25 protein-coding genes are annotated in these 25204 nt (G+C 72.1%); all 25 read right to left on the bottom strand.

The features are described 5' to 3' along the window. Positions 1 to 78: 78 nt before the first annotated feature. The 25 genes from ASG05_RS01125 to aroC all read right to left on the bottom strand — a co-directional run bounded on the left by ASG05_RS01125 (position 79) and on the right by aroC (position 25162). Positions 79 to 723: a Trp biosynthesis-associated membrane protein gene (locus ASG05_RS01125; protein ID WP_056256354.1), complete on the bottom strand. Its 645-nt coding sequence runs from the start codon at positions 721 to 723 to the stop codon at positions 79 to 81. After that, the gene (locus ASG05_RS01130) at positions 723 to 2255 is read right to left on the bottom strand and encodes an anthranilate synthase component I (protein WP_369814024.1); all 1533 of its coding nucleotides are present in this window, start codon (positions 2253 to 2255) and stop codon (positions 723 to 725) included. The genes ASG05_RS01125 and ASG05_RS01130 overlap by 1 nt, the downstream gene beginning before the upstream one ends. Beyond that, a complete protein-coding gene (hisI, locus tag ASG05_RS01135) occupies positions 2248 to 2664 on the bottom strand; it encodes a phosphoribosyl-AMP cyclohydrolase (RefSeq protein ID WP_056256358.1) in 417 nt (138 codons plus the stop codon). Before hisI ends, ASG05_RS01130 begins: the two co-directional genes overlap by 8 nt. A 111-nt stretch (positions 2665 to 2775) precedes the next feature. Next, entirely contained in the window at positions 2776 to 3564 is a 789-nt protein-coding gene (gene hisF / locus ASG05_RS01140; protein ID WP_056256360.1) for an imidazole glycerol phosphate synthase subunit HisF, read from the bottom strand. Positions 3565 to 3566: 2 nt separating this feature from the next. Beyond that, positions 3567 to 4406 carry an ATP phosphoribosyltransferase gene (hisG, locus tag ASG05_RS01145; protein ID WP_056256362.1) on the bottom strand — a complete coding sequence of 280 codons (840 nt, stop codon included), beginning with the start codon at positions 4404 to 4406 and terminating at the stop codon, positions 3567 to 3569. A gap of 64 nt (positions 4407 to 4470) precedes the next feature. Beyond that, a complete protein-coding gene (locus ASG05_RS01150) occupies positions 4471 to 4734 on the bottom strand; it encodes a phosphoribosyl-ATP diphosphatase (RefSeq protein ID WP_056256365.1) in 264 nt (87 codons plus the stop codon). Beyond that, a complete protein-coding gene (gene rpe, locus ASG05_RS01155) occupies positions 4731 to 5396 on the bottom strand; it encodes a ribulose-phosphate 3-epimerase (RefSeq protein ID WP_056256369.1) in 666 nt (221 codons plus the stop codon). Before rpe ends, ASG05_RS01150 begins: the two co-directional genes overlap by 4 nt. Before the next feature lie 9 nt (positions 5397 to 5405). After that, complete coding sequence (locus tag ASG05_RS01160; protein WP_056256371.1) at positions 5406 to 6776, bottom strand: RsmB/NOP family class I SAM-dependent RNA methyltransferase; 1371 nt, start codon at positions 6774 to 6776, stop codon at positions 5406 to 5408. After that, complete coding sequence (fmt, locus tag ASG05_RS01165) at positions 6773 to 7774, bottom strand: methionyl-tRNA formyltransferase (protein WP_082486202.1); 1002 nt, start codon at positions 7772 to 7774, stop codon at positions 6773 to 6775. The genes ASG05_RS01160 and fmt overlap by 4 nt, the downstream gene beginning before the upstream one ends. A 15-nt stretch (positions 7775 to 7789) precedes the next feature. Continuing rightward, complete coding sequence (locus ASG05_RS01170) at positions 7790 to 9820, bottom strand: primosomal protein N' (protein WP_235491349.1); 2031 nt, start codon at positions 9818 to 9820, stop codon at positions 7790 to 7792. 2 nt (positions 9821 to 9822) lie between these two features. Then, positions 9823 to 11049 (bottom strand): methionine adenosyltransferase, encoded by a 1227-nt coding sequence (gene metK, locus ASG05_RS01175; RefSeq protein WP_056258192.1) that lies wholly within the window; start codon positions 11047 to 11049, stop codon positions 9823 to 9825. A gap of 126 nt (positions 11050 to 11175) precedes the next feature. After that, positions 11176 to 11442 (bottom strand): DNA-directed RNA polymerase subunit omega, encoded by a 267-nt coding sequence (rpoZ, locus tag ASG05_RS01180; RefSeq protein ID WP_043592764.1) that lies wholly within the window; start codon positions 11440 to 11442, stop codon positions 11176 to 11178. A gap of 77 nt (positions 11443 to 11519) precedes the next feature. Beyond that, positions 11520 to 12434: a guanylate kinase gene (gmk, locus tag ASG05_RS01185; protein ID WP_056256375.1), complete on the bottom strand. Its 915-nt coding sequence runs from the start codon at positions 12432 to 12434 to the stop codon at positions 11520 to 11522. Continuing rightward, on the bottom strand, positions 12422 to 13276 hold the full coding sequence (pyrF, locus tag ASG05_RS01190; RefSeq protein WP_056256378.1) for an orotidine-5'-phosphate decarboxylase: 855 nt from the start codon (positions 13274 to 13276) through the stop codon (positions 12422 to 12424). Before pyrF ends, gmk begins: the two co-directional genes overlap by 13 nt. Continuing rightward, positions 13273 to 16548, bottom strand: coding sequence for a carbamoyl-phosphate synthase large subunit (gene carB, locus ASG05_RS01195; protein ID WP_056256381.1), 3276 nt, complete (start codon positions 16546 to 16548; stop codon positions 13273 to 13275). The genes pyrF and carB overlap by 4 nt, the downstream gene beginning before the upstream one ends. Continuing rightward, entirely contained in the window at positions 16548 to 17732 is a 1185-nt protein-coding gene (gene carA, locus ASG05_RS01200) for a glutamine-hydrolyzing carbamoyl-phosphate synthase small subunit (RefSeq protein WP_082486203.1), read from the bottom strand. The genes carB and carA overlap by 1 nt, the downstream gene beginning before the upstream one ends. Continuing rightward, the gene (locus ASG05_RS01205) at positions 17725 to 18246 is read right to left on the bottom strand and encodes a hypothetical protein (RefSeq protein ID WP_056256386.1); all 522 of its coding nucleotides are present in this window, start codon (positions 18244 to 18246) and stop codon (positions 17725 to 17727) included. The genes carA and ASG05_RS01205 overlap by 8 nt, the downstream gene beginning before the upstream one ends. Further along, the gene (locus ASG05_RS01210) at positions 18243 to 19613 is read right to left on the bottom strand and encodes a dihydroorotase (protein ID WP_056256389.1); all 1371 of its coding nucleotides are present in this window, start codon (positions 19611 to 19613) and stop codon (positions 18243 to 18245) included. Before ASG05_RS01210 ends, ASG05_RS01205 begins: the two co-directional genes overlap by 4 nt. Then, positions 19610 to 20566 carry an aspartate carbamoyltransferase catalytic subunit gene (locus ASG05_RS01215; RefSeq protein WP_056256392.1) on the bottom strand — a complete coding sequence of 319 codons (957 nt, stop codon included), beginning with the start codon at positions 20564 to 20566 and terminating at the stop codon, positions 19610 to 19612. The genes ASG05_RS01210 and ASG05_RS01215 overlap by 4 nt, the downstream gene beginning before the upstream one ends. Beyond that, positions 20563 to 21156: a bifunctional pyr operon transcriptional regulator/uracil phosphoribosyltransferase PyrR gene (pyrR, locus tag ASG05_RS01220; RefSeq protein WP_056256395.1), complete on the bottom strand. Its 594-nt coding sequence runs from the start codon at positions 21154 to 21156 to the stop codon at positions 20563 to 20565. The genes ASG05_RS01215 and pyrR overlap by 4 nt, the downstream gene beginning before the upstream one ends. Before the next feature lie 104 nt (positions 21157 to 21260). Continuing rightward, positions 21261 to 21671 carry a transcription antitermination factor NusB gene (gene nusB / locus ASG05_RS01225; RefSeq protein ID WP_056256396.1) on the bottom strand — a complete coding sequence of 137 codons (411 nt, stop codon included), beginning with the start codon at positions 21669 to 21671 and terminating at the stop codon, positions 21261 to 21263. A 3-nt stretch (positions 21672 to 21674) separates the two neighbouring features. After that, the gene (efp, locus tag ASG05_RS01230) at positions 21675 to 22238 is read right to left on the bottom strand and encodes an elongation factor P (RefSeq protein WP_056256399.1); all 564 of its coding nucleotides are present in this window, start codon (positions 22236 to 22238) and stop codon (positions 21675 to 21677) included. An 85-nt stretch (positions 22239 to 22323) separates the two neighbouring features. Next, positions 22324 to 23448, bottom strand: a complete 1125-nt coding sequence (aroB, locus tag ASG05_RS01235; protein WP_056256400.1) for a 3-dehydroquinate synthase — start codon at positions 23446 to 23448, stop codon at positions 22324 to 22326. After that, entirely contained in the window at positions 23445 to 23924 is a 480-nt protein-coding gene (locus ASG05_RS01240; protein ID WP_056258195.1) for a shikimate kinase, read from the bottom strand. The genes aroB and ASG05_RS01240 overlap by 4 nt, the downstream gene beginning before the upstream one ends. Before the next feature lie 32 nt (positions 23925 to 23956). After that, on the bottom strand, positions 23957 to 25162 hold the full coding sequence (aroC, locus tag ASG05_RS01245) for a chorismate synthase (RefSeq protein ID WP_056256403.1): 1206 nt from the start codon (positions 25160 to 25162) through the stop codon (positions 23957 to 23959). Positions 25163 to 25204 lie beyond the last annotated feature (42 nt).

A 25204-nucleotide genomic window follows, 5' to 3' on the forward strand; every position in this document is an offset into this window, starting at 1 on the left:
CGCGTCGCCACCGGAGGGGGTGCTCGTCGTGTTCGTGCTCACAGTGCTCCTTGGATCAGGTCGGTACGAGGGCCGAGTCTACCGGGTGCCGCCCTCGTCGGTCGGACCCGACCCGCACTCGTCGGAACGGGGCTCGTCGTCGGTCGGATCGTCCCCTCCGGACAGGGAGTCCCAGGCGGCGGCGGGGTCGGCCGCGGGGTCGGCTGCGACGAGCCGGGTCGCCGAGTACTTGCGCGTCGCCTCGGGCCACGCGCCCGACAGCACGACGGTGGCGAGCCCGAGCAGTGCGGCCAGCACGCCGGCCACGAGTCCGAGCCAGGGCCAGGCCGTGGGCTCGACCGACGAGACGATGGCCCGGATCGAGTCCGTGCCGTCGACGCCCGTCGCGGTGGTCACCGCACTGCCGGAGGCGCGCACGGGGTCGGCCACAGCGGTCGCCGTCGTCACGATCACGCTCGCGCCCAGGGCCACCTGCAGCAGGCCCAGCACGACGCGGAACACCCGACCGGCGATGGTGAGGGCGCCGAACAGGGCGAGGCTGGCCAGTGCCAGGGCCGACAACGGGGCACCGGCCACGTCGCCCGCGACGTCGAGGGGCAGGTCTCCGCCCTGGGGCGAGGCGACGACGACGTGGAACCAGTCCTGGGTCCACGACAGCAGGGCGAGCCCGGCCAGCACGATGCCCAGCAGGATCGTCGCCAGCTTCAGGCGGCGCGCGGTCATCAGCGCAGCCTCGACATTGCGTTGGCGACCGCGACGGCACGCAACGGGGCCGCGGCCTTGTTGCGCGCCTCCTGGTTCTCGGCGACGGGGTCGCTGTCGGCGACGAGTCCGGCGCCCGCCTGGACCCGGGCGACGCCGTCCTGCAGCAGGACCGTGCGGATCGCGATGGCGACGTCGGCGGAGCCCGCGAAGTCGAAGTAGCCCACGACTCCCCCGTAGACCCCGCGCTGGGCGGGCTCGAGCTCGTCGATGATCTCGAGCGCCCGGGGCTTGGGCGCACCCGACAGGGTGCCCGCGGGGAAGGTGGCCCGGAAGGCGTCGATGGCGTCCCGGCCGGGCGCGAGGTCGCCCTCGACGCTCGAGACCAGGTGCATGATGTGGCTGAAGCGTTCGACCTGCATGAACTCAGTCACCTCGACCGTGCCCGGCGTGCAGACCTTGAGCAGGTCGTTGCGGGCGAGGTCGACGAGCATGAGGTGCTCGGCGCGTTCCTTCTCGTCGGACGCCAGCTCGTCGGCGAGGTGCTGGTCCTCGTCGGGCGTGGCGCCGCGGGGCTTCGAGCCGGCGATGGGGTGCGTGTAGGCCCGGCGTCCGTCGACCTTGACGAGGGCCTCGGGCGACGAGCCCACGATCGTGTACGGGCGCCCCGCGACGTCGTCGAGCGTCACCAGGTACATGTACGGGCTCGGGTTCAGCGTGCGCAGCACGCGGTAGACGTCGAGCGGCTCGGCCGTCACCTCGTGGTCGAAGCGCTGCGAGACGACGACCTGGAACACGTCGCCGTCGTGGATGTACCGTTTCGACCGCTCGATGGCGTGCGCGTACTCGACGTCGGTGGTCCGTCGGGTGGGCGTCGCCTCGATCGTCAGGTCGACGTCGGCGAGGAACGTCTCGCTCGGCGCGGCCAGGCGGGACTGGAGGTCGTCGAGCCGGGACTGCGCGTCGGCCCACAGCACGTCGGGATCGTCGGTGCCGTCGTTCAGGGCGGTCGCGACGAGCAGGACCGCCCCCGTCCGGTGGTCGAGGGCCACGAGCTCGGACACGAAGCTGAGCGCCTGCGACGGGACGGTGAACTCGGCCGGGGGCACGTCGGGCAGGTGCTCGAGCTCGCGGACGGCCTCCCAGCCGATGAAGCCGACCAGGCCTCCGGTGAGGGGAGGCATGCCGTCGATGCGCGGGGTCGCCCACCGCTGGTGGAGCGCCGACAGCACCTCGAGGGGACGACCGGAGGCGTCGCCGAGGGCCCGGTCGCGGTCGATGCCGTAGTCGATCCACCGGGCCTCGCCGTCGTCGGTCGTCAGCACGCCGAACGACGAGACGCCCACGAACGACCACCGGGACCAGATGCCGCCCTGGGCCGCCGACTCGAGCAGGAAGCTGCCCGGGCGTCCGTCGGCGAGCTTGCGGTACACGCCGACCGGCGTCTCGCCGTCGGCGAAGAGGTCTCGGACGACCGGGACGACCCGGTGCCCGGCCAGTCGTTCGTCGAACTGCGCGCGGGTCGTCGAGGAGCGGATCGGGGCGTCAGGCACGAGGGCCTCCGGACGGGTCGGTGGTGCCGGACGACGGGGACGAGGAGGCGGTGGCCGGTTCGAGCGGGTCGACCTCGAAGCACGAGTGGGCACCGGTGTGGCAGGCGGCGCCGATCTGCTCGACCGTGACGAGCAGCACGTCGTCGTCGCAGTCGAGGGCCGCGGCCCGGACGAACTGTGCGTGGCCGGACGTGTCGCCCTTCCGCCAGTACTCCTGCCGAGACCGCGACCAGAAGGTGACCCGCCCCTCGGTCAGCGTGCGTCGCAGTGCCTCGGCGTCCATCCAGCCCATCATGAGGACGTCTTTCGTGCCCTCTTGCTGGATGATCGCGGGCAGCAGGCCCGACGCGTCGAACCGGGCCCTGGCGACGACGGGCTCGACCGTCTCGCGCGTCAGCTGGTCGGTCATGGTGTGCTCCTCGGTGCGGTGCGGTGCGGTGCGGTGCGGTGCGGTGCGGTGGGTCGGTTCCGTGACGTGGTCTGGCGGGTGACGTGACGGGGCGGGTGACGTCGGCCCGGCTCAGCGGACGACGGCGCCCGACCGGGCCAGTTCGTCCTTGACCTGGCCGACCGTCAGCTCGCCGTTGTGGAAGACCGAGGCCGCGAGCACCGCGTCGGCGCCCGCCTCGATGGCGGGGGCGAAGTGCTCGAGCCGACCCGCGCCTCCGGACGCGACGACCGGCACGCGGCTGAGCTCGCGCATCGCCCGGACGAGTTCGAGGTCGAAGCCCTGCTTGGTGCCGTCGGCGTCGATCGAGTTGACCAGCAGCTCGCCGGCGCCACGCTCGATGGCCTCGCGGGCCCAGTCGAGCGCGTCGAGGGTCGTCTCGGTGCGACCGCCGTGGGTCGTGACGGCGAAGCCGGAGGCGGTGCCGGCCGAGCGCTTCACGTCGAGGGAGAGCACCACGGCCTGGGCGCCGAACCGGTCGGCGATCTCGCCGATGAGGTCGGGTCGCGCGATCGCGGCGCTGTTGACGCCGATCTTGTCGGCACCGGCCGCCTGCAGCCGGGCGACGTCGTCGGTGGTGCGCACCCCTCCGCCCACCGTCAGGGGGATGAACACCTGTTCGGCCGTCGCGCGGACGACGTCGTAGGTGGTCGATCGCTCGTCGACCGTGGCCGTCACGTCGAGGAAGGTGATCTCGTCGGCGCCCTGCTCGTAGTAGGTGCGGGCCAGCTCGACCGGGTCGCCCGCGTCGCGCAGGTCGAGGAAGTTGACGCCCTTCACCACGCGGCCGGCCGCCACGTCGAGGCACGGGATGACCCGGACGGCCAGGGTCGCGTCGGCGGCGGCACCGGTGGCGGGCACGGCTAGAGCCTCGCGGCGTGGATCGGGCTGACGAGGATGGCCCGGGCGCCGAGGTCGTAGAGGGCGTCCATCACCTGGTTCGTGTCGGCCCGCGGCACCATGACGCGCACGGCGGCCCAGTCGCGGTCGTGCAACGGCGAGACGGTCGGGGACTCCATGCCGCCCGCGACGGCCGTGGCGGCGTCGAGCTTGTCGACGGGAACGTCGTAGTCCATCAGCACGTACTGCCGGGCGACGAGGACGCCCTGGAGGCGCCGGTGCAGCACCGAGAGCCCGTCGACGTCGGCGTCGGACGAGATGAGCACGGCGGTCGACTCGAGGATGACCGGGCCGAAGATCTCGAGCCCCGCGGCCCGCAGGGTGGCTCCGGTCGACACGACGTCGGCCACGGCGTCGGCGACGCCCAGCTGCACGGCGCTCTCGACGGCGCCGTCGAGGGGCACCAACGTCGCGGTGACGCCGTGGCCCTCGAGGAACGTGCCGACGAGACCGGCGTAGCTCGTCGCGACCCGCGTGCCCTGCAGCTGACGGAGGTCGGCGAAGCGCCCGGGAGGGCCGGCGAAGCGGAAGGTCGAGCCGCCGAAGTCGAGGGGGGCGACCTCGTGGGCGGGCGAGTGCGAGTCGAGTAGCAGGTCGCGGCCCGTGATGCCGACGTCGAGCGCGCCCGAGCCGACGTAGGTCGCGATGTCGCGGGGGCGGAGGTAGAAGAACTCGACGCCGTTGCGGGGGTCTTCGACGTGGAGGGTCTTGGGGTCTCGGCGACCGGTGTAGCCCGCCTCGGCGAGCATGGCGGAGGCGGTCTCGCTGAGCGAGCCCTTGTTGGGCACTGCGACGCGGAGCATGGGGTTCTCTGTCTGCTGGGGGGCCGCGCGGGCGGCGTGACGAACGGGGGTGACGGAGGCCGGCTCAGAGATGTCGGTAGACGTCGGCCGGGGTGATGCCCTTGGCGATCATCATGACCTGCAGGTGGTAGAGCAGCTGGGAGATCTCTTCGGCGGTCGCGACGTCGCCCTCGTACTCGGCGGCCATCCAGACCTCGGCGGCCTCTTCGACGATCTTCTTGCCGATCTGGTGCACGCCGGCGTCGAGCTCGGCCACGGTGCCCGAACCCTCGGGCCGGTCGCGGGCCTTGTCGCTGAGCTCGGAGTACAGGTCGTCGAAGGATTTCACGACGTCAAGGCTACCGTCGCGGCGGCGGCCCGGAGTGCAGCGATGTTCTCGGCGGGCGACCCGCCGTAGACCGCCGACCCCGCCACGACCGTGTCGGCACCGTTCTCGACCGCGGTGACGATCGTCTCGGTGGTGATGCCGCCGTCGACCTCGAGCCACACGTCGAGGCCCGAGGCGAGGACGGCGTCGCGCGCACGGGAGAGCTTGGCCATCGTCTCGGGCATGAAGGACTGCCCGCCGAAACCGGGCTCGACGGTCATGACGAGGATCATGTCGTACGCGTCGAGCGACTGCAGGTAGGGCTCGAGGTCGGTGCCCGGCTTGACGGCGACGGAGGCGCGGGCCCCGTTGCTGCGGATCGCGCGGGCCGTCGCGACGGGGTCCACAGCGGCCTCGGCCGAGAACGTCACCGAGAACGCACCCGTCTCGGCGTACCGCGGCGCCCAGCGGTCGGCGTCGTCGATCATCAGGTGCAGGTCGAGCGGCACGGGGCTGACCTCGCCCAGGCGCTGCACGACCGGCAGGCCGAGGGTCAGGTTCGGGACGAAGTGGCCGTCCATGACGTCGACGTGGACCAGGTCGGCGTCGGCGATGCGCTGGAGGTCGCGCTCGAGGTTGGCGAAGTCGGCCGAGAGGATGCTGGGGCTGATGCGGATCGACACGGGACGAGCCTACCGTCCGGCGCGACGCTCGATCAGGGCGACGAACATGGCGTCCGTGCCGTGCCGGTGGGGCCAGAGCTGCACGAACGGTGCCGACGCCAGGTCGACCTCTCGACCGGTGATGCGCTCGACTCCGGCCGTCGCGTCGAGCAGCGTCAGGTCGTCCTCGCGGCCGCGCAGGCCCGTCTCGACCACGCCGCGCGTCTCGGCGGTGTGCGGCGAGCAGGTGACGTAGGCGAGGACTCCCCCGGGGGCGAGCGCGTCGAGGGCGCTGGCGAACAGTCGCGACTGCAGGGCCGTGAGCTGACCGACGTCGGCCGGCTGCTTGCGCCACCGGGCCTCCGGTCGCCGCCGCAGGGCACCCAGGCCGGTGCACGGAGCGTCGAGCAGGATGCGGTCGAACCCGCCGGGTCGGTCGACGCCGAACCGCGTCGCGTCGCCCTCGAGCACCTCGACGTCGCCGGGGACCGCCTCGAGGGCCTGCCGGACGAGACCCGCCCGGGCGGGGACGAGCTCGTTGGCGACGAGGTGGGCACCGGCGCGGGCGGCCTCGGCACCCAGCAGGGCGGCCTTGCCGCCGGGGCCGGCGCACATGTCGAGCCAGCGCTCGCCCGGCCCGGCGGGCCGGTGGCGGCTGAGCAGCAGCGCGGCGAGTTGCGACCCTTCGTCCTGCACGCGGGCGCGGCCCTCGCGGACCGCCGCCAGCTGGGCGGGGTCTCCCCCGCCGCTCGTCGCGGCGAGCGGCGACAGGCGTCCGCTCGGGGACCCGAGCTCGGACACCTCGGCGAGTCCCGGCAGGGCCACGAGGCTGACCTTGGGGGCGTCGTTGTCGGCCGAGAGCAGGTCGACGAGTTCGCTCTCGCGCCCCTCGGCGGCGAGCGACCGGCGGAAGGCCCTCACCACCCACGCGGGGTGCGACCACTCGGCCGCGAGACGGTCGTCGTCACCGGTCGTCCCGGCCAGCACGCGCTCGCGCCACTCGTCGGGCGTCGACCGCGAGATGGTCCGGAGGACGCCGTTGACGAAGCCCGTGCCCGAGCGGCTGCCCACCTGTCGGGCCAGCTCGACGCTCTCGTCGACGGCCGCGTGGACGGCCACGCGCGTCGAGAGCAGCTGGTGCGTGCCGAGTCGCAGGACGTCGAGGAGGGCGGGGTCGATGGCGTCGGTGGCCCGACGCGCGGCCAGGGCGATGACACGGTCGTAGTAGCCCCGGAGGCGCAGGGTGCCGTACGTGAGTTCGGTCGCCAACCCGGCGTCCTGCGCCCCGAGGCGTGCCCGGACGATGCGCTGCGGCAACAGCAGGTTGGCGTACGCGTCGTCGTTCTCGACGGCCCGCAGGACGTCGAGGGCGACCTGGCGGGCGGGCTGGACTCGGCTCATGGGGTGCTCTTCGTGTCGGTGTCGGTGTCGGTGTCGGTCTCGGTGTTCGTGTCGGTCTCACCGGGCGTGGTGGGGAGGGTCACACGGCGGTCCGTCGTGTCGGGCAGGCCACGCCACCAGTCGGCCGCCGACATCTCCCTCTTGCCGGCGGGCTGGACGCGGACGAGCTCGACGGGTGAGGAGGCGGTGCCCAGCAGCAGACGGCGGCCCCGGGACTCGAGGCGACCGGCCTCGAGGGGCGACTCGTCCATGGGCGTGACCCGCGCCTCCGTGACCTTGAGGCTCGTGCCGTCGAGGTCGACGCGGGCGCCGGGTTCGGGGGTGACCCCGCGGAAGCGGTCGATCAGCTCGGCCGCGGGCCTGGTGGCGTCGAGGTCCCCGTCGGCGAGGGTGAGTTTCGGGGCGAGCGTGACGTCGCCGGACTGCGGGGTCGCCCGGGCCGTGCCGTCGGCGAGGCGGTCGACCACCCCGCCGAGCAGGTCGGCGCCCGAGCGCGCCAGCTCGTCGAGCAGGTCGCCGGCGGTCTCGGTGCCGTCGAGCGGCCGTGTGAGGGTGTCGTAGAGGTCACCGGCGTCGAGTTCGGGGACGAGCCGGAACACGGCCGCCCCGGTCACCTGGTCGCCCGCCATGAGCGACCGCTGGACGGGGGCCGCGCCTCGCCAGGCCGGCAGCAACGAGAAGTGCAGGTTGATCCAGCCGAGCCGGGGCATGCCGAGCAGGGGTTCGCGCAACAGGGCCCCGTAGGCCACCACGACGCCGAGGTCGGGTTCGAGGGCGGTCAGCTCGGCCGTGACCTCGGGGGTGAGACGACGCGCCTTGACGACGGGCAGGCCCAGGCGGTCCGCCTCGAGGGCGACGGGGGTGGGCGTGAGGACGCGTCTGCGGCCCTGCGGGGTGTCGTCGCGGGTCAGCACCGCGACGATCTCGTGGGGGCCCGCGGCGAGGGCGGTGAGCGAGGGCACGGCAGCCGACGGGCTGCCGGCGAAGACGAGGCGCATGGGGTTCCTGGCGGGTCAGTCGGCGAACGGCTCGACGTCGTCGAACCGCACTCTGAGTGTAGGGACGGCTCTCGTGCGCTTCTGACCGAGGGCCTTGCGGCGGTCGGTCGCCGCGCGGATCACCTGCGACCGGAGGGCGAGGGCCACGTCGTGGCCCCGGGAGTAGTCGAAGCGGACGATGGCCCGGACGCCCGTGGCCTCGACGTCGACGGGGCCGAGGGTCTCGGCCCGGACCTCGTCGGGCAGGTCGTCGAGGGCCCGGGCGACGGTCTCGACGGTGCCGGTCACGGTCGCCACCCGGACGGCGGGCGGGAACCGCAGTATCCGACGGTCGGCGAGCTCGGCCGAGACGAAGCGCGCGAGCTCCCAGGTGGCGAGGGCCGAGGCGATGGCCCCACCCACGCCGACCAGGACGACCGGCGCACGCCGGGCGGCCAGGGCCGTCGCGTTGGCCCACCAGCGCAGGCAGTCCTCGGCGACGCGGAGGCTCTCGCGGGCGAGCATGCGTTCACCGTCGAGCAGCAGGACGGCGCGGTAGCCACCGGGTGCCACCGGCTCGGCGCCCCGCGTGGCGACCACGATGGCCGGGGCGTCGTCGACGTGGGTCAGGGCCCGGGCACCGTCCGAAACGATGACCCGCACCCCGGGGAAAGCCTTGCCGAGCTCGTCCGCCGTGCGGGAGGCGCCGGTTCCGACGGCGCGCATGCGCGTGCCCTCACAGGTGCGGCAGTGCCAGGAGACGGCCAGCGCACCGCACCAGGCGCAGGCGGGGGTGGCCCCGCGTTCGCGCTGCTGCAGGGGGCCGTTGCACCGCAGGCAGCGGGCCGTGTCGCCGCAGTCCACGCAGGCGAGGCGCGGTGAGTAGCCCGGCGAGGCGACCTGGATGAGGACCGGCCCGTGCTCGACCGCGGCCCTCGCCTGGGCGTAGGCGGACGACGGGATGCGGGCCTGCGCGGCGAAGCCGTCGGACGCCGCCTGACGGACGGTGGGCACGACGCGGGGCTGGTAGCGCGGATCGGGACGCACCTCGGCGAGGAACCCGATCTCGACCAGCCGCTGCACGTCGGTGCTGCGCGAGTGACCGAGGAACACCAGCGCGGTCTCTTGCTGGGCCTGCCGCAGGAGCGCCGTGTCGCGGGCGTGCACGTAGGGCGCCAGCGGCTCGCCGAACGACGGGTCGCCGTCGTCGAACACCACCACGAGCCCGAGGCGCGCCGAGGGCGCGAGCAGCACCGACCGGTTGCCGACCACGACGACGGGCTCGTGGCCCCGGGCTCGGAGCAGCGCCCGGTAGCGGTCGGCGTTGGACTGCCGGGAGTCGAGGCGGACGACGCGGTCGGGCGGGAGGACGGCGGCGAGGGCCTGCAGGACGTGCTCTTCGTCGCGGTAGTCGGGGACGGCGACGATGGCGTTGTCGCCCGCGTCGAGTGCGACGGCGGCGAGCTGGGCGGTGGTCAGCGCCCAGTGCCCGACCCACGAGCCGTCGGGCAGCTCGACGAGGAGGGGCACGGCGTCGACCGCGGCCCGGCCGCGGGCCGTGACGAGGCCCACGAGGTCGGTCGACCGGTAGCCCACGACCCCTGGTGAGGCCTCGGCCTCGGCCCCGGCCTCGTCGGCGGAGGGGGCCGGTGCCGCGTCGGGGGGTGTGGCCGTGGCGGCGAGGTGGGCCTTCTCGACCCGGACCTGCCGGGGCGGCACGGCCAGTCGGACCACGTCGCTGGCGGAACCGCCGGCCCGGTCGGCCACGGCCCGTGCGAGTCGCCACACCTCGGGCGCCAGGACCGAGACGGTCGACACGACGTCGTCGATCTCGCTCAGGTCACCGGCGTGTTCGGAGGACGAGGCGACCTCGACCACGAACCCGTCGGCGATGCGACCCGCCGAGCGGAGCGGCACCCTGACGCGGATGCCCGGCGACACCTGCTCACGGAGCCGCTCGGGGACGGCGTAGTCGAACAACCGGTCGAGCTGCGGCAGGGGCGACTCGACCATCACCCGGACGACGCGCGGGCCGCCTTCGACGGGCGTGTCGGCGACCGCCGGCACGCTCAGAGCCCGGCGGCGGCCCGGAGGGCGTCGACGCGGTCGAGCGCCTCCCAGGTGAAGTCGGGCAGGTCGCGACCGAAGTGGCCGTAGGTCGACGTGGCGGCGTAGATCGGCCGCAGGAGGTCGAGGTCGCGGATGATCGCGGCCGGGCGGAGGTCGAAGACAGAGTTGATCGCGGCCGTGATGACGTCGTCGCCCACGTGGCCGGTGCCGAAGGTCTCGACGTACAGGCCGACGGGGGCCGCGCGGCCGATCGCGTAGGCCACCTGCAGTTCGAGGCGGTCGGCGAGGCCGGCGGCGACCGCGTTCTTCGCGACCCACCGCATGGCGTAGGCGGCCGACCGGTCGACCTTCGAGGGGTCCTTGCCCGAGAAGGCCCCGCCGCCGTGCCGGCTCGCGCCGCCGTAGGTGTCGACGATGATCTTGCGGCCGGTGAGGCCGGCGTCGCCCTGCGGGCCGCCGATCTCGAAGCGACCCGTCGGGTTGATGATGAATCGGGTGTCGGCCGACGACAGGCCCGCCTCGTCGAGGACGGGCCGGATGACGTGCTCGACGACGTCGGACTCGAGCTGCTCGCTCGAGACGTCGGGAGAGTGCTGCGTGGACAGCACGACGGTGTCGACGGTCTTCGGGACGACGCCGTCGTAGCCCACCGTGACCTGGGTCTTGCCGTCGGGCCGGAGGTAGTCGAGGGTGCCCGACTTGCGCACGGCCGCGAGGCGTTCGGCCAACCGATGGGCGAGCCAGACCGGCAGGGGCATGAACTGGGGCGTCTCGTTGGTGGCGTAGCCGAACATGATGCCCTGGTCGCCGGCACCCTGACGGTTCAGCAGGTCGTCGTCACCGCCGCGCGCCTCGAGGGCCGTGTCGACGCCCTGGGCGATGTCGGGAGACTGCGACCCGATCGAGACCTCGACGCCGCAGGTGCGACCGTCGAAGCTCACGGCCGACGAGTCGTAGCCGATGCCCACGATGAGGTCGCGCACGATCGTGGGGATGTCGACGTAGCCCTTGGTGGTGACCTCGCCGGCGACGTGCACCAGCCCCGTGGTGACCATCGTCTCGACCGCGACCCGACTGGCGGGGTCGACGGCGAGCAACGCGTCGAGGATGCCGTCCGAGATCTGGTCGCAGATCTTGTCGGGGTGGCCCTCGGTGACCGACTCGGACGTGAACAGTCGCAGGGAGGTCGGTGCGGTCGTGGTGGTGTCGGTCGTCGTGTCGGTCAGGGTCACGGTGTTCCTCTGGGTGTCGTGCGGGGGTGCGGACGCGATGAGGCCCCGCGGGATGGACTCCCGGGGGCCTCGTCAGATGATAGGACCGACCACCGTCACGGGGCTGGTCGTGTCGTCGCGCTACTCGGCGGGAGCGGCGAGCGGCTTCACCTCGAGCTTGTCCTCGTTGATCTCGTGCATGGCGACCGAGAGCGGCTTGTCGTCGATCGAGCTGTCGACCAGGGGGCCGACGTTGTCGAACAGGCTGCCCTCGTGCAGGTCGGCGTAGTAGTCGTTGATCTGACGGGCGCGCTTCGAGGCGAAGATGACGAGCGCGTACTTCGACTCGACCTTCGACAGCAGCTCGTCGATGGGGGGATCGATGATGCCCTGGTTCTTGTCGGCCATTGGTTGCTCCTCGTGTCGATGGGGGTGGGTGCCGGCACCGCTCGGGACGAGCGTGGGCATCGAGATCGGGGCGCGGGTCACGCGCGGGTGCGGCCCGGTTCGGGCGCAGTCATCAATTCTACGACCTCGCGGGCCGCTTCGGCCACGTCGTGGTTCACGACACGCGCGTCGAACTCGTCCTGGGCGGCCAGCTCGACCTTCGCGGTCTCGAGACGGCGCTGCTGCTCAGAGGCGTCCTCGGTGCCGCGACCGACAAGGCGACGGACGAGTTCGTCCCAGGTCGGGGGCAGCAGGAAGACCAGCACCGCCTCGGGCATCGCGGCGCGGACGAGCCGGGCGCCCTGCAGGTCGATCTCGAGCAGGACGCTGCGGCCCTCGGTCAGGGCGGCGTCCAGAGGGGGCCGAGGGGTGCCGTAGCGGTACGAGTTGTGGACGGTCGCGTACTCGAGCAGCTCGCGGTCGCGGATCATCCGGTCGAACTCGGCGTCGTCGACGAAGTAGTAGTGGACGCCGTCCACCTCGCCCGGTCGCGGTGCGCGCGTCGTGGCGGAGACGCTCAGGTGCACGTCGGGATAGTTCTCGCGGATGTAGGTCGAGACCGTGCCCTTGCCCACGGCCGTGGGGCCGGCGAGCACGACGAGCCGGGACCGGAGGCGCCCCTTGGCCTCGCGGGCGGCCAGCCAGTCCCCGAGGATGCGCCGTTGGCGGACGCCGAGCCCACCGACGCGCTTCGATTCGGCGATGCCGAGCTCGGTCATGATGCGGGCGACCCGGGTGGGTCCGATGCCCGGGATGCTCGTGAGCAGCTCGCGGACCCGCAGCGAGCCCTCGGGGCTCGTGGGCTCACCCGCCCACGCCGTCTCGGCGACGTCGAGGGCGCTCCGGCTGCGCGAGGCGACGGCGTTCTTGACCGTCGCACGCCCGCGCCGAGCGGCCACGGCGGCCCGGGCCGCGGCGGCCCGGTCGACCGGAGGCGGCGTCAGGCGAGGCACGAGCGCACCTGGTCGGCGTCGCGACGGACGGCCTCGGCGAACCCGACGGGACCCGCCGAGAGGAGTGCCCGCGAGGCGGAGACGAGCACGGCCCCCGCCGCAGCACCGAACAGGCGGGGCAGGTCGGCGTACGAAGCGCCCTGGTGCCCGAACCCCGGGGCGAGGACGGGCGTCGTCGTCAGCCGGGCGGCGTCGATGCCGTAGTCGTCGAGGTCGACGGTGGCGCCGAGCACGAGGCCGACGCTGCCGAAGGGGGCGTCGCCCGCCGTCTGGTTGTCATGGAGCACGTCGTCGACGATACCGCTCGCGACGGTGCCCTCCGCGCCGTGGTCGTCGGTGCGGACGGCCGTCTGCGTGGTCAGCGCCTCGACGTTCGACGTCGCGGCCAGGACGAAGACGCCGGCGTCGGCGGCGCGTGCGCGGCCCACCAACCCGGCCATGGAGCCGAAGCCCAGGTAGGGCGACACGGTGAGCGCGTCGACCCGCAAGGGCGACGACCGGTCGAACCACGCCTCGCCGTAGGCGTCCATGGTCGTGCCGATGTCACCGCGCTTGGCGTCGCCGATCTGCAGCAGTCCACGGTCGCGGCCCGCGGCGAGGACGTCCTCGAGCGCCGCGAAGCCCGCGGAACCCCACCGTTCGAAGAACGCGACCTGCGGCTTGACGATCGACGCCGATCCGGCGACGCCGTCGACCACCCGCAGGCCGAACTCGCGCACGCCTGCCGCACCGGCGGGAAGCCCCCACTGCTCGAGCAGGTAGGGGTGCGGGTCGATCCCGACGCACAGCGGACCGGTCGCGGCGAAGGCCGCCGCGAGCCGGTCGCCGAACGACGAGCTCACCGTCGTGCCGCCCGGGCGAGACCGTAGTCCTGCAGGCTCGTCACCTCGAGGTCGCTCTGGACGGCCTCGATCGACGCCACGGCGGCACCGAGTTGCGCGATGGTGGTGAACAGCGCCTTGTCGGCCGCGACGGTCGCCGCGCGGATCTCGTAGCCGTCCGCCCGCGCGGACGACCCGCTCGGGGTGTTGATCACGATGTCGACCTCGTCGGCGTTGATCAGGTCGACGACCGAATGGCCCCCGGCGCTGAACTTCTCGACGGTGTCGGCGTGGATGCCGTTGCGGACGAGGACCGTCGCGGTCCCCTCGGTCGCCAGGATGCGGAACCCCAGCTGCTGGAGGCGCAGCACCGGCAGGACGATCGCGCGCTTGTCGCGGTCGGCCACGCTCACGAAGACGGTGCCCGACGTGGGCAGGCCGCCGTACGCCGCGGTCTGGCTCTTGGCGAAGGCCCGCGGGAAGTCGCGGTCGATGCCCATGACCTCGCCCGTGGAGCGCATCTCGGGGCTGAGGACGCTGTCGACGACCTGTCCCTCTTTCGTGCGGAACCGCTTGAAGGGCAGCACGGCCTCCTTCACCGAGATCGGCGAGTCGAGCGGCACGTCGGAGCCGTCCTGGGCGGGCAGCAGGCCGCTGTCGACGAGCTCACGGACGCTGCGACCGACCATGACGAGCGAGGCGGCCTTGGCCAGCGGGATGCCCAGGGCCTTGGAGACGAAGGGAACCGTCCGGCTGGCCCGGGGGTTGGCCTCGATGACGTAGAGCACGCCGGCGGCGATCGCGAACTGCACGTTGAGCAGGCCGGACACGCCGATGCCCTTCGCGATCGCGAGCGTGGCCTCGCGGACGCGGTCGATCTCGCCCTTGCCGAGGGTGACGGGCGGAAGGGTGCAGCTCGAGTCGCCCGAGTGGATGCCGGCCTCCTCGATGTGCTCCATGATGCCGCCGACGTAGAGCTCGGTGCCGTCGTAGAGCGCGTCGACGTCGATCTCGACGGCGTCGTCCAGGAAGCGGTCCACGAGCAGGGGGGCGTCGGGGCCGATGATGGCCTGATCCGCGACCCGCTCGAAGTAGTCCGCCAGCGAGGGGCTGTCGTAGACGATCTCCATGCCGCGGCCGCCGAGGACGTACGACGGACGCACCAGCACCGGGTAGCCGATCTCCTCGGCCACGGCGACCGCGCTGTCGTAGTCGGTGGCCGTGCCGTTGCGCGGGGCGAGCAGGCCGGCCGCGTCGAGGATGCCCTGGAACAGTCCGCGTTCTTCGGCGGAGTCGATGGCGTCGGGCGTCGTGCCGAGGATGGGCACGCCGGCGGCCTCGAGCCCCTTCGACAGGCCGAGGGCCGTCTGGCCGCCGAGCTGCACGACGACGCCGACGAGTTCGCCCCCGGCGCTCTCGGCGTGGACGACCTCGAGGACGTCCTCGAGCGTCAGCGGCTCGAAGTACAGCCGGTCGCTGGTGTCGTAGTCGGTCGAGACGGTCTCGGGGTTGCAGTTGATCATGATCGTCTCGAAGCCCGCGTCGCTCAGCGCGAAGCTGGCGTGCACGCACGAGTAGTCGAACTCGACGCCCTGGCCGATCCGGTTGGGCCCCGAGCCGAGGATGATCACCTTGCGCCGGTCGCTCGCGACGACCTCGGTCTCGGTGTCGTAGCTCGAGTAGTGGTAGGGGGTCAGGGCGGGGAACTCCCCCGCGCAGGTGTCGACGGTCTTGAAGACGGGACGCACGTCGAGCGCGTGACGGTGGTCGCGCACCTGCTGCTCGGAGAGCCCGCGCAACTGGCCGATCTGGTCGTCGCTGAAGCCGTGGTCCTTCGCGAGCACGAGGGTGTCCGCGTCGAGCTCGGCAGCCGTGGAGACCTGCTCGGCGACCTCGTTGATCAAGACCACCTGGTCGATGAACCAGGGGTCGATCTTGGTCGCGTCGAAGACCTGCTCGGCGGTCGCGCCGGCCCGCAGGGCCTGCTGGACGGTGACGATGCGACCGTCGGTGGGCGTCGCGGCCAACGCGAGCAGCGCCTCCTGGTCGCCGGGCTCGCCCTGCCAGTGGAAGCTCGAGCCGCGCTTCTCGAGCGAGCGCAGCGCCTTCTGCAGCGCCTGCGTGAAGTTGCGGCCGAGGGCCATGGCCTCGCCGACGCTCTTCATGGTCGTCGTCAGGGTCGTGTCGGCGGCCGGGAACTTCTCGAACGCGAAGCGGGGCACCTTGACCACGACGTAGTCGAGCGTGGGCTCGAAGGAGGCGGGGGTCACCTTCGTGATGTCGTTCGGGATCTCGTCGAGTCGGTACCCGAGGGCCAGCTTCGCGGCGATCTTCGCGATCGGGAACCCCGTGGCCTTCGACGCCAGGGCGCTCGAGCGCGAGACGCGGGGGTTCATCTCGATGACGATCACGCGACCGTCGGCCGGGTCGACCGCGAACTGGATGTTGCAGCCACCGGTGTCGACGCCCACGCGACGGATGATGTCGATGCTGATGTCGCGCAGGTTCTGGTACTCGCGGTCGGTCAGCGTCAGGGCCGGGGCCACGGTGATCGAGTCACCCGTGTGCACGCCGACCGGGTCGACGTTCTCGATCGAGCAGACGACGACCGTGTTGTCGGCCGTGTCGCGCATCATCTCGAGCTCGTACTCCTTCCAGCCGAGGATGCTCTCCTCGAGCAGCACCTCGGTCGTCGGGCTCTGGTGCAGGCCGTCGGTGACCATGCGCACGAGTTCGTCGCGGGTGTAGGCGAAACCGGAGCCCAGCCCACCCATGGTGAACGAGGGGCGGATGACGAGGGGGTAGCCGAGGTCCTCGGCGTACTCGACGGCCTGGTCGACGGTCGTGGCGATGTACGACTTGGCGACGTCGGCGCCCGACTCGAGGACGAGCTTCTTGAACAGCTGGCGGTCCTCGCCCTTCTGGATGGCCTCGACCTTGGCGCCGATCAGCTCGACGCCGTGCTTGGCGAGGATGCCTTCCTCGTCGAGGGCGATGGCGGCGTTGAGGGCCGTCTGCCCGCCGAGGGTCGGCAGGATCGCGTCGGGACGCTCCTTGACGATGATCGCCTCGAGCACCTCGGACGTGATGGGCTCGATGTAGGTCGCGTCGGCGAAGTCGGGGTCGGTCATGATCGTCGCCGGGTTGGGGTTCACGAGGATCACGCGCACCCCTTCTTCGCGGAGGACGCGGCAGGCCTGGGTGCCCGAGTAGTCGAACTCGGCCGCCTGACCGATGACGATCGGCCCGGAGCCGATCACGAGGACGGAGTTGATGTCAGCGCGCTTGGGCATCAGTTGCTGCTTTCGATGTCGGAGCCGAAGTCGACGGCCCGGCCGGACTTCCGGGCGGCGACCGCCTCGCGGAAGCGGTCGAAGAGGTGGTTGCTGTCGTGGGGACCGGCGGCGGCCTCGGGGTGGTACTGCACCGAGAACGCGGGGATGTCGAGGGCCCGCAGGCCCTCGACCACCTGGTCGTTGAGGCTGTAGTGGCTGACCTCGACGCGGCCGAAGCCGGCCGGCGACTCGAGCACGCCCTCGATCGGCGCGTCGACGGCGAAGCCGTGGTTCTGGCTGGTGATCTCGACCTTGTTCGTGGTCTTGTCGAGCACCGGCTGGTTGATGCCGCGGTGGCCGAACGGCAGCTTGTAGGTGCCGAACCCGAGGGCGCGGCCGAACAACTGGTTGCCGAAGCAGATGCCGAAGTACGGCAGGCCGTCGCGCAGGGCACCCTGGAGCAGCTCGACCTGCGAGTCGCTCGCGGCCGGGTCGCCGGGGCCGTTCGAGTAGAAGAGGGCGTCGGGGGCGAGGGCGCGCAACTCGTCGAGGGTGGTCGACTGCGGCAGCACGTGCACCTCGAAGCCGCGCTGCGCCAGGTAGCGCAGGGTCGAGGTCTTCACGCCCAGGTCGAGCACGGCCACCGAGCCGACGCGGTCGCCCTCGGCCGGCAGCACGTACGGCTCGACCGTCGACACCTGGCTCGAGAGGTTGAGGCCCCTCATGTCGGCACCCGCGGTGACGAGGGCGAGCTGCTCGGCGGGGTCGAGCTCGGCGTCGGCGCCGCTGAAGACGCCGCCCTTCATCGAACCGACGTCGCGCAGGCGCCGGGTCACGGCACGCGTGTCGATGCCGCGGATGCCCACGATGCCGTCCATGACGAGCTGGTCGTCGAGGCTGCCCTGTGCCCGGTGGTTCGAGACCACGCGGCTGGCGTCGCGCACGACGTAGCCGGCGACCCAGATGCGGCGCGACTCGGGATCGGTGTCGTTCACGCCGGTGTTGCCGATGTGCGGCGCGGTCATGACGACGATCTGGCCGGCGTACGAGGGGTCGGTGAGCGTCTCTTGGTAGCCGGTCATGCCGGTCGCGAAGACGACCTCGCCGAGGGTGCGTCCGACGGCGCCGTAGGCGCGCCCGACGTACCGGGTGCCGTCGGCGAGGACCAGCACGGCCCTGTCGGTGGTGGAGGCGTCAGTCAATGGTCTTCTCCTTGGTGGTGCCGGCCCCGGGGGCCGTGGGGACGAGGGGGCGGATCGCGTCGACGACCGGGGCGGGGTCGTCGGGGATGCGCAGGTAGGTGTCGAGGTCGACGTCGCCGAGGCGCCAGCCGACGAGCACGAGGCCGTCACGCTCGACGACGCGGTCGATCGTCCAGGTGGCGCGGTCGACGCCTCGCAACGAGGAGGCGCGGATCAGCACGGCCGCCTCGCCCGCGATCTCGAGGCGGACGCCCTCGGCGTGGACGGACACGACGGCACGGCCGCGGAAGCCGAGACCGTGCACGACCACGCGGTCGAGCGGGTCGCCGCCCCGCGAGGTCGCCACGTAGAACGCGTCGACCGCGACGGTCGGGTCGGACAGGTCGTCGGGCGCCCGGTCGGGGGCCGGGATGTCGGACTGGCGGCGACCGCGAGCCCGCCACGCCCGGGCCATCAGCCCGATCAGCAGCCCGACGCCGACGAGGATGAGCGCGGCGATGATCCACTGGCTCACCGGGTGGTCGCCCCCTCGGCGGCGGCGAGGGCCGCCGCGCTGTCGACCAGCCGGGCCGCGTGCGCGACCACGTCGCTGTCGACGACGCCGCCGTCGACCACGGTCGCGTAGCCCTGGTGGAAGGTGGCCCGCACCTGCCCGGGCAGCACGCGCCCGAGGTAGGGCGAGTTGCGGCTCTTGCCCGCGAGGTGCTCGGCGGAGAACGTGCGGGTCACCCCACGATCGTAGAGCGTGAGCTCGGCGGGCTCGCCCACGGCGAGGGGACGCCCGTGCCCGGCGACCTGCCCGATGGCGGCCGGTGCGATCGACATCACCCGGGCCACGTCGGCCCAGCCGATCGCCCCCGTCTCGACCATGGCGTGGTGCACGACCGACAGTGCCGACTCGAGCCCGACCATGCCGTTGGCGGCGGCGTCCCATTCGCAGCACTTGGCCTCGGACGTGTGCGGAGCGTGGTCGGTGGCCACGATGTCGATCGTGCCGTCGGCGAGGGCTGCGCGGAGGGCCTCGACGTCTTCGGAGCGGCGGAGCGGCGGGTTGACCTTGTAGCGCGAGTCGTAGCCCGAGACCAGGTCTTCGGTGAGCAGGAGGTGGTGCGGCGTGACCTCGGCGGTGACCTCGATGCCGCGCGACTTCGCCCAGCGGATCACCTCGACGCTGCCGGCCGTCGACACGTGGCAGACGTGCAGGCGGGCACCGACGTGGTCGGCGAGCAGCACGTCGCGGGCGATGATCGCCTCTTCGGCGACCGCGGGCCAGCCGCCGAGGCCCAGCTCGGCCGACAGCGCACCCTCGTTCATCTGAGCGCCCTCGGTGAGCCTCGGTTCTTGGGCGTGCTGGGCGAGGACTCCCCCGAACCCCTTGATGTACTCGAGTGCCCGGCGCATGAGGAGCGGATCGGCGACGCACGAACCGTCGTCGGAGAACACCCGGACGGCGGCGCGCGAGCGGGCCATCGCGCCGATCTCGGAGAGATGCGTGCCCTTCAACCCCTGGCTGACGGCACCGATGGGGCGGACGGTGACGAAGCCGGCACGCTCCCCCAGCGCCTGCACCTGCTCGACCACTCCCGCCGTGTCGGCGACCGGTGACGAGTTGGCCATGGCGTTGACGGCGGTGTAGCCGCCGGCCGCGGCCGCCCGTGAGCCGGTCAGCACGGTCTCGCTGCCCTCGCCCCCGGGCTCACGCAGGTGGGTGTGGAGGTCCACGAGGCCGGGCAGCAGCAGCAGGCCGTCGGCGTCGGTGACCGTCGCACCGACGGCGCTGAGGCCGGAGCCGAGCTCGACGACGACGCCGTCACGGACGACGACGTCGGTCGTCGACCCGTCGACGGTCTCGGCGCCCCGGATGAGGTGGGTGGTGGTCACGATGCGTCCTCTCGGTCGCCGGCGAGGGTGAGGTAGAGCACGGCCATGCGGACGGCGACGCCGTTCGTGACCTGCTCGCGGACGGTCGACCGCGGCGAGTCGGCGGCCTCGTCGCTGATCTCGAGGCCGCGGTTCATCGGGCCGGGGTGCATGACGAGGGTCGTCTCGGGCAGCGACCGGAACCGTGCCGCTCCGAGCCCCCACGTCCGGGCGTACTCGCGCGGGTTCGGGAAGAACGCGTCGTTCATGCGCTCCTGCTGGATGCGCAGCATCATGACGACGTCGGGCACGACCTCGGCGAGGGCCGCGTCGAGGTCGTACCGGACGGCGACGCCGAACCTGCTGACGTCGACCGGGACGAGCGTGGGAGGCGCGACCACGGTCACGTGCGCACCGAGCGTCCTCAGCAACCACGCGTTCGAGCGGGCGACCCGCGAGTGCAGGATGTCACCGACGATCATGACCTCGACGCCGTCGAGGTCGCGACCCCGGCTGCCGGCCCCGTGCACGCGTCGGCGGATGGTGAACGCGTCGAGCAGGGCCTGGGTGGGGTGCTCGTGCGTCCCGTCGCCGGCGTTGACGATGCCGGCGTCGACCCAGCCGCTGTCGGCCAGCACCCGGGGAGCCCCGCTCGACGGGTGCCGGATCACGATGCCGTCGGCGCCCATGGCCGCGAGGGTCTGGGCCGTGTCTTTCAGGGACTCGCCCTTCGAGACGCTCGAGCCCTTCGCGGCGAAGTTGATGACGTCGGCGCTGAGCCTCTTCGCGGCCGCCTCGAACGAGATGCGGGTGCGGGTGCTGTCCTCGTAGAACAGGTTCACGACCGTGATGCCCCGGAGGGTCGGGAGCTTGCGCACCTCACGGGTGGCGACGTCGGCCATGTCCTCGGCCACGTCGAGCACGCGGATCGCGTCGTCGCGCGAGAGGTCGGCGGTGCTGAGCAGGTGCCTCACCGGGTCGCCCCCGGGGTGGTGACGGGCGCCGGGTCGGCACCCGCGCCTCCTGCGCTGGCGCCGTCGTCGATGGCGACGAGTTCGTCGTCGTCGACACCGTGCAGGCGGACGAAGATGCGCTCGACCGTCGAGGTCGGCAAGTTCTTGCCCACGAAGTCGGCGCGGATCGGCAGCTCGCGGTGGCCGCGGTCGACCAGGACGGCGAGACGGACGGCGCGGGGGCGACCGATCGAGCTGAGCGCGTCGAGGGCGGCCCGGATGGTGCGACCGGAGTAGAGCACGTCGTCGACGAGGACGACGGTCTTGCCGTCGATGCCGCCGGAGGGCACCGAGGTGGGGCGGGGCGAGCGCGTCGGCTGGCGGCGGAGGTCGTCGCGGTACATCGTGACGTCGACCGAGCCGACGGGCACGGGACTGCCCGAGATGGTCGAGAGGATCTCGGCGAGGCGGTCGGCCAGGACCACGCCCCTCGTCGGGATGCCCAGGACGACCAGGTCGTCGGCGCCCTTGTTGGACTCGAGGATCTCGTGCGAGATGCGCGTGAGCGCACGCGCGATGTCAGCCTGACTCAGCACGGTGCGGGTGCTCAATCGGACCTCCTTCCCCGCCTCTCGGGACGGAATTTAAAGGATGTCGGTGTGGACGGCTCGAGCCTAGCGGTTCGGCGACGGGCCGGCAGGCTGGCGGGCCGGGGTCAGCCGCTGGTCGCGATGCGGCCGAGCAGGCCGTTGACGAACGAGGCCGAGTCGTCGGTGCTGAGCGTCTGGGCCAGGTCGACGGCCTCGCTGATCGCGACGGCGTCGGGGATCTCGTCGTTGTGCCGGAGCTCCCAGATGCCGATGCGGATGATGCCGCGGTCGAGCGTGGGCATGCGCGCGAGCGTCCAGCCCTGCGAGTACGTCTCGATGAGTTCGTCGATCTCGTCACGGTGGTCGATGACGCCCTGGACGATGTCTCGGGCGTAACCCCAGCTCGAGCCGCGCTCTGGTTGGTCGAGGGCCCGCTGGGTCTCGGCGACCAGGGCGTCGGTCATGCTGATCTGACGGATGTCGGCGACGTACAGGACGTCGAGGGCGCGTTTGCGCGCCTTGGTGCGTGCGCTCACCGACTAGTCGTTGACGCGGCCGAGGTAGCCGCCGTCGCGCGTGTCGACCTTGACCTTGGTGCCGGTCTCGAGGAAGAGCGGGACCTGGATCTCGTAGCCGGTCTCGACGGTGGCGGGCTTGGTGCCGCCGGTCGAGCGGTCGCCCTGGAGGCCCGGCTCGGTGTAGGTGACCTCGAGGATGACCGAGGCGGGCAGCTCGATGTAGAGCGGGTCGCCGTCGTGCAGGGCCATCTGCACGTTCTGGTTCTCGAGCATGAAGTTCTTCGCGTCGCCGACGATCGTGGCGGGCACGTTGATCTGGTCGTAGTCGGCGGTGTCCATGAACACGTAGCCGTCGGCCTCGGCGTAGAGGTACGTGTACTCGCGGCGGTCGACGTTGGCGAAGTCGATCTTGGTGCCGGCGTTGAAGGTCTTGTCGACGACCTTGCCCGACATGACGTTCTTCATCTTGGTGCGGACGAACGCGCCACCCTTGCCCGGCTTGACGTGCTGGAACTCGATGACGTTCCAGAGTTGGCCGTCGAGGTTGAGGACGGCACCGTTCTTGATGTCGTTGGTAGTCGCCATGCGCGGATGATCCGTTCGGGGTGGTGGGAGGTCGGCCGGAATCGGCCACCGTCGAGTGTAGCGGACGCCCTGACGGGCCGAGAGGCTACGAACCGATCTCTTGGTAGGCCGCGAACAGCAGGCTCTGGTCGGGCCCCTGCAGCACCGACGGACGTCCGATCTCGTCGAGGACGATGAACCGCAGCAGGCCCGCCCGGGCCTTCTTGTCGCGCTGCATCGTCGCCAACAGGGTGTTCCAGCGACCGAGGGGGTACGACACGGGCAGCGTCAGCGACTCGAGGATGCGTCGGTGGCGGTCGACCGCCTCGTCGGACAGGCGGCCGGTGAGACGGGCGAGCTCGGCGGCGAAGACCATGCCGACCGACACCGCGGCACCGTGACGCCACTGGTAGCGCTCGGCGTGCTCGACGGCGTGGCCCAGCGTGTGGCCGTAGTTGAGGATCTCGCGCAGGCCCTGCTCGGTGAGGTCCTCACCCACCACGCGCGCCTTCACGCCGATCGCGAGCTCGACGACGCGGCGGAACTCGGGAGTGGTCGGGTCGGTCGCGCGGTCGACGTCGGCCTCGACGATGTCGAGGATCTCGGGCTCGGCGATGAACCCGACCTTCACGACCTCGGCGAAGCCGGCGAGGATCTCGTTCTTCGACAGCGTGTCGAGGTGGTCGAGGTCGGCGAGCACCGCCACGGGCGGGTGGAAGACGCCGACGAGGTTCTTGCCCTCTGCCGTGTTCACACCGGTCTTGCCCCCGACGCTCGCGTCGACCAACCCGAGCACGCTCGTCGGCATCTGCACCAGCGGCACGCCGCGCAGCCAGGTGCCCGCGACGAAGCCGGCGAGGTCGGTGATGGCACCGCCGCCGAGACCGATCACGGCGTCCGTGCGGGTGAAGTCCGCCTGTCCGAGCACCTGCCAGCAGAAGGCGGCGACCTCGACGCGCTTGGCGTCCTCGGCGTCGGGGACCTCGGCGATGAGGGCCTCGTAGCCCGACGCGACCAAGGCGTCTCGCACCTCGCCGGCCTTCCGACCGAGCGTGGGGGCGTGGACGATCAGCACCTTCTTGGTCTGGGGGTGCAGCACGCCCGGCAGCCGGTCGGTCAGACCACGCCCGATCAGGACGTCGTAGGGCGCGTCTCCCGCCACGTGGATGGTCGTGGTGTCGGTGGTGTCGGTGGTGTCGGTGGTGTCGGTGGTGCCGTCGGCGTCGGTCATGCGGTGCCTCTCTCGGAGTCGAGCCAGGTCTCGATGTCGTCCACGACGGTCGAGACGGGGCGGTGGGACGTGTCGAACACGACGGAGGCGAGCGACCGGTACACGGGGTCGCGTTCGTCGGCGATGGCGCGCCAGGCGTCGATGCCGCCACGCTGCAGCAAGGGCCGTGAACCGCCGGCCAGTCGTGACTCGACGGCCTCGGCCGTCACCGTCAGCAGCACGACCGGCAGACCGGACAAGGAGGCGCGGGTGCGGTGGTCGAGCACGGCTCCCCCGCCCAGCGACACCACGCCGTCACCGGCCAGCGCGTCGGCGACGGCCGCGTGTTCGAGCGAGCGGAAGTGCGCCTCGCCGTGGTGCTCGAACAGGTCGGCGATCGGGCCGTGCCGCTGGACGACGAGGCGGTCGCTGTCGACGAAGGGGACGTCGAGGCGACGGGAGAGCTTCTTGCCGATGCTCGTCTTGCCGGCCCCCATCGGCCCGATCAGGACGACCGGACCTGCGTTCGTCACTCGGTGGCGGACGCCGGCTGAGTCCGCAGGTTCTCGGGGATGGCCTCGAGGTAGCCCCGGAGGTTGCGGGCCGTCTCGCCGAGCGAGTCGCCACCGAACTTCTCGAGGACCGAGTTCGCCAGCACGAGCGCGACCATCGACTCGGCGACGACGCCCGCCGCGGGGACCGCACAGACGTCGGATCGTTGGTGGTGCGCCTTGCTCTCTTCGCCGCTCGTGACGTCGACGGTGGCCAGGGCCCGCGGAACGGTCGCGATGGGCTTCATGCCGGCGCGGACGCGCAGCACGGTGCCCGTGCTCATGCCGCCCTCGGTGCCGCCGGCGCGGTCGGTGTCGCGCGAGATGATCCCACCCTGACGGTGCAGTTCGTCGTGGGCGACCGAGCCGCGCCTCCTGGTCGTCTCGAAGCCGTCGCCGACCTCGACGCCCTTGATGGCCTGGATGCCCATGAGGGCGGCGGCCAGCTGCGAGTCGAGGCGACGGTCCCACTGGACGTGCGAGCCGAGGCCGGGCGGGACGCCGTAGGCCAGGACCTCGACGACGCCGCCGAGGGTGTCGCCGTCTTTCTTCGCCGACTCGACCTCGTCGACCATCAGGGCGCTCGTCGCCGGGTCGAAGCAGCGCAAGGCGTCGTCGTCGAGACGGTCGACGTCGGACGGCACGGGCACCGGACTGCCGTCGGGCACTCGGACGGGACCGATGGACAGGGTGTGGCTGACGAGCTCGATGCCGAGCTCGGCGAGGAAGGACCGTGCCACCGCGCCGAGCGCGACGCGCGCCGCGGTCTCGCGCGCGCTCGCCCGCTCGAGGATCGGACGGGCCTCGTCGAAGTCGTACTTCTGCATGCCCACGAGGTCGGCGTGCCCCGGGCGGGGCCGCGTCAGCGGCGCGCTGCGACCACGCGACCCCTCGCTCACCTCGACCGGCTCGGGGTTCATCACCTCGACCCACTTCGGCCACTCGGTGTTGCCGATGCGCAGCGCCACGGGGCTGCCCATCGTGAAGCCGTGGCGGACGCCTCCCGAGATGTTCAGCTCGTCCTGCTCGAACTTCATGCGCGACCCGCGGCCGTAGCCGAGCTTGCGGCGGGCGAGGTCGGCGCGGATCGCGTCGACCGAGACCGGCACGCCGGCCGGCAGCCCCTCGAGGACGGCGACGAGCTCGGGCCCGTGAGATTCTCCAGCGGTCAACCAACGAAGCATGGTGTCGATCTTCCCACAGAGAGAGGGGCCGACCGACCGGGT

This window comes from Frigoribacterium sp. Leaf186 (assembly GCF_001423905.1).
GTDB lineage: Bacteria > Actinomycetota > Actinomycetes > Actinomycetales > Microbacteriaceae > Frigoribacterium.